This window comes from Neisseria sp. P0001.S005 (assembly GCF_051963715.1).
Map to the genome: position 1 here is coordinate 1 of NZ_JBQCTZ010001011.1, position 254 is coordinate 254.

The 254-nt window shown below is 50.4% G+C and carries 1 protein-coding gene; it reads right to left on the reverse strand.

The window, feature by feature from the left end; translation table 11 throughout:
* Window positions 1-218, reverse strand: a 218-nt coding sequence (locus ACTHSP_RS23890) for a DUF2167 domain-containing protein (RefSeq protein WP_440347216.1), incomplete at its 3' end; no start/stop codon positions are given.
* Window positions 219-254 lie beyond the last annotated feature (36 nt).

Sequence of the window (254 nt, forward strand, 5' to 3'; positions counted from 1 at the left end):
TCCTCGGTGCCTTCTTTCAGCTGCTCGAGCATGGCTTCAACATCCCATTCTTTGGCATCATCGTCTTTGATGTAGCCGGAATCGGTAAAGGTCAGGTCTACTATCCAATTAGTGTCACTGTCCTCGTTCTCCGATTCGGGGAGAATCAGGCCGTAGCGGTTGGGATCTGTGGCGTTACCTGCTTCCCTCATCATGGCGTTGGCGCGATTTTTTTTCACAAAGACCATTTTTGCAGGCAGTTTCAGTTTGGCCTG